Source organism: Frankia sp. CoBUL1 (assembly GCF_978021245.1).
This window is the reverse complement of sequence record NZ_CDXDOS010000284.1, coordinates 1-3,982: the sequence shown is the minus strand read 5'-3', so window position 1 is coordinate 3,982 and position 3,982 is coordinate 1. Positions and strand designations below refer to the sequence as shown.

The 3,982-nt window shown below is 70.5% G+C and carries 3 protein-coding genes; all 3 read right to left on the bottom strand.

The features are described from left to right. Positions 1 to 73: 73 nt before the first annotated feature. From AC08OX_RS15595 to AC08OX_RS15585, 3 genes are read right to left on the bottom strand one after another with little or no spacing between them, the layout of a single operon-like run. A complete protein-coding gene (locus AC08OX_RS15595; RefSeq protein WP_476608480.1) occupies positions 74 to 1,306 on the bottom strand; it encodes a hydroxymethylglutaryl-CoA synthase family protein in 1,233 nt (410 codons plus the stop codon). Between the two features lie 21 nt (positions 1,307 to 1,327). Continuing rightward, positions 1,328 to 2,200: a DUF6039 family protein gene (locus AC08OX_RS15590; protein WP_476608479.1), complete on the bottom strand. Its 873-nt coding sequence runs from the start codon at positions 2,198 to 2,200 to the stop codon at positions 1,328 to 1,330. An 18-nt stretch (positions 2,201 to 2,218) separates the two neighbouring features. Beyond that, positions 2,219 to 3,154 carry an alpha/beta fold hydrolase gene (locus tag AC08OX_RS15585; RefSeq protein ID WP_476608478.1) on the bottom strand — a complete coding sequence of 312 codons (936 nt, stop codon included), beginning with the start codon at positions 3,152 to 3,154 and terminating at the stop codon, positions 2,219 to 2,221. Positions 3,155 to 3,982: the final 828 nt, after the last annotated feature.

Sequence of the window (3,982 nt, the reverse complement as noted above, 5' to 3'; positions counted from 1 at the left end):
ACGATGCGGGTGGACCGGGGTGTCCGGACGACCTCGATCGTCCGGAAATGCGCGGTTTCGGTGGTCGCCACGGTCAGCTCCAGCGGTAGCGGCGATGGAAGTTGTCGATCCGGTCCAGCACGAGGTAGCCGCGGTCCGCGACGTGGCTCTTGTAGATGTGCTCGTATTCCGCGACGTCGAAGACCTCGTCCTGCACGCCCGCCATCCGACGCAGGCTCAGATCGCTGAGCAGCTCGTACTCGGGCATGGTCAGCGGGTGGCGTTCCGCGACGGCGGCGGCGATCCGCCGCTCTCCCACGGCCCGCTTCGCCCCCGGACCGAGCACGCCGCTGTAGAACTCGGAGGCGCAGCCGGATCCGTAGGAGAACAGGCCGATCCGGCGCGGCGCGTCCAGCGGACTGTGGTCGATCAGGGAGCAGAGTGCCAGATAGAGGGCGGCGGAGTAGAGGTTGCCGACCACCTGGCAGTACGCGAGGCTCTCCACGACGCGCTGCCCGAAATCGGCCGCGATCGCCTGCGGATCGGCGTCGGCATGCCTGCGCAGCAGGCGGCGGTGCGCGCCCTTGACCATGCCGGCGAACGGCGTGTGCAGGACCAGATGACTGAAGGACCCCATCAGGTCGGCCTCAGGCACCCGCTCCCGGTACGCACCGTAGCTGGCCTCCAGGCAGCTCATGTACGACAGCAGCGACAGGTCGCTGTCCCCGGCCTCAAGGTCCGGGCGCGGCCGGAGGGTGTCCATCACCTCGTAGCTGTGGTAGCCGTTCGCGCCCGCGTCGAGTTCGAGCACACGCGGCCTCCGGCTCACGACCATGGCGACCGCGCCGGCGCCCTGCGAAGGCTCCCAGTACGTCCCGCGGGCGGCGACGCTGGCCGAGTCGGCGGCGATCACCAGGGCACGGGCCTGGGGGACCGGACTGGTCGCGATGACCGCCGCAGCCGTCTGCAGCGCCGCGGTGCCGCCGTAGCAGGCATGCTTGACCTCGAAGGAGCGGCAGCGGCGGTCGAGGCCGAGCAGGTCGTGTACGTAGGTACTGATCGGCTTGCCGTAGTCGAGGCCTGACTCGGTGCCCACCACGACGAGCTCGACCGCCGCGCGCCCGCCGTCGTCCAGCGCGTCAATGAGCGGTTTGGCGGCGTTGACCGCGTTGGTTACCGCGTCCTCGCATGGCAGGTTCACCGACTTGCTCTCCATCAGCAGGTTCTCGAAGCGTCGCTGGTCGAGCCCGCGCGCTTCGAACAGCTGCAGCACGCCGAGCGAGGTCCGCCCGACGTAAGCGTTGATCGACTCAATCCCGATACCCATCCGCCCGCGGCCTCCGCCGTGTCAGAACCGTGGCACCATGACGACGTCATGGATGCTGGCGGGCAAGAACAGGTCGTCCCAGGTGCCGCCGCCCTTGGACTCGTGGACGCGCTGCTTGGCAAAGATCGAGGACATCGTCGCCTCGCTGTCGTCGAACTCGCGCAGCAGCCGGTAGTCCTCAAGGTCGCGCAGGTGGATCAGCCAGTGGATACGGTCCTGGCGGCCGAAGTTCTGCTCGTAGAGCAGCGAGGTGACGTGCCCGGGGAACGCTACGTTCACCGCCTCCTGCCAGTCGAAGGCGAACAGCCGCCCCTCCTCGCGGAACTTGTAGGTCACGTCAGCCGTGCGCAGCACCACCGCGCCGGCGTTGGCCGAGTTCAGCTGAGCGCTGATCGGCTGGCTGGTCTGGTTGCGCGCCGCGGGGACATAGAGCGCCGGGTCGGGGGCGGCGTCCTCGTGGCGGTAGTGCAGGCCGTGCTGGGGCAGCAGCACCTGCTCGACCAGACTGCCCGCCACGAACATCCGCTCCCAGCTGCCGTGCCCCTTCTCCGGAAGCCGGTCCACCAGCGAGATGTCGCGGAACTCCTCGTCGTCGTCGACCATCCGCAGCAGGACGCGGTAGTCGTTCGGCGCCTTGAGGTGCACCAGCCAGTGCACGCGGTCGCGCACGCCGAACACCTCGTCGTAGAAGAACGTGGAGATGGTGCCGCCGACCTTGCCGTTCATGTAGGCGACCAGGTCGCGGCTGTACTGGCGGCCCTCGCGAGCGAAGCCGTAGTTGAACTGGCCTACACGGTGCAGGAGCAGCCCGCAGCTGCCGGAGTTCAGGGCGGCGGTCTGCTCGTCGAGGGCGGCAAGGACGGGGGGAGCCGGAGCGGCAGGTGCGGTGGTCATCCGAGGTCTCGATTTCGTTCAGGAGTGACGTCGTATGAAGTCGGTCGCCAGCTCGAACAGCGACGGCGAACCGCGGAAGAGCGCGATGTGGTCGCCGTGGTCGCGGACCACCAGCCGGGCGTCGCGCAGGGTCCCGGCGATCTCGCGGGAGGCCTCGGGGTGCGCGGTCTCGTCGTCGGTGCTGGTGACCACGAGGACGGGCTGGCGGACCCCGTCGACCAGGTCGGCCGCGTCCAGCGCCATGATGGCGCCGTTGATCCGGCTATAGCGGTGGAACAGCTCGGCGGTGGCGTACGGATGCAGCACGAGGTGCGCGAGGTCCCGTGGCACGCTGTCGAGCATCGTGCGCAGCAGGACGTCGTGCACGGACGCGGCGGTCGTCGGGTCGCGCGCGGCCAGCTCCAACACCGCGCTCAGGTTCGCCTGGTGCGCGGTGCGGCAGCCCGGCACGAGCAGGTCGGCGTGCCAGAGGCTGAGCGAGCGCACGAGGTCGGGGCGCTGCGCGGCGGCCGCGAGCGCGAGCACCGCGCCGCCGCACAGTCCGATCACGTGCGCATCCCGGGCCTTCTCCGATTCGAGCACGGTGATCAGATCGCGGGTCTGCCCGGCGACGCGGTCCCGCACGGTTCCGGCCAGGTACGCGCCGTCCAACCGAGCGCGCTCGCCCTCGTTGCCGAACAGCCCGCTCGTCTCCCAGGTCAACACCCTGTGATCGGTGGACAGGGCCGAGACCCACGCGGCGACGAACTCGACCGGCATGCCGCACGGCGCGACCAGCAGCACCGGCGGGGCGTCCGGCGCGCCGCCGGCATAGCCGCGCAGCGTCGTGCTACCGATGCCCTCGGCCACGGAGTATTCGAGGTCGAGGTCGGGGTACGGCAGGTCCATGGCCAGCCGCCGCGCCACCACGCCGCCGAAGACCCCCGGCTCGGCCGGCGGGTCGAGTGAGGGCACCGGCGCCGGGGCGGGCTGCGTGCGCGGCGAGCTCGCGCCGGAAGGCGGCGAGGGCGTCTGGGCCGCTGAGCGGCGTCGCCGGCCGGAAGTACTGCGGGCACGGCAGGACTTCGAGGAGCGGGAGCAGGGAGCGCACCGCCGCCTCGAGCCCGTCCGTACCCGGCGTCGTCGCCGCGCCGTCCACAGCCTGATCCCCCGCGGCCGCGGCCTGACCGTGACCGGCGGCCTGACCGCGACCGGCGGCCGGCGCGCGACGGTGCTGCATCTGCACGGCGGCGGCCCTGCTGGCCGCACGGGACGCGGGGCTTCCGCCGCCGGGGCCGTGCCACGTACCGCGCGTGGGCGGGCACCGGGCACTGCTGGCACATCGCGGTGCCTAGTTCGGGGGCTGCGAGGGAGGCGTTGGCGGAGGTCGTGGCGTTCCTGCGGGCGTATCTCGCCCGATGACGTCGTGGCGTGCCTGTGTATGTGTGACAGCTGCGCTGGCTGTGCCGACCGTGTCGGCTCTTCCTTCCTGCGGTCTACCTGGATCCACCAGTGCTGGTGGTGTGATTTTTCATAGCATGATCAGATATCTGTGATCTTCCCTGGTGCGAGGGTGGGTTGGCCTTTCGGCGTGGTCCGCCGCCGGGATCGGGGGTCGGTGCAGATCTCCCCGGCGGGGACCTTCTTCCGCCGGATGGTCGGAGATATGCCGGGCGGCCAGCCCGCCAGGGCGTAGTCGACCACCATGACCTGGGGCCCCCATGTCGCGGGCATCGGTCCACGCCATCTCGGGTATCGGGGCGTCGCTACGACCGTTTGACCCCGCCCAGACTCACCAAGGAA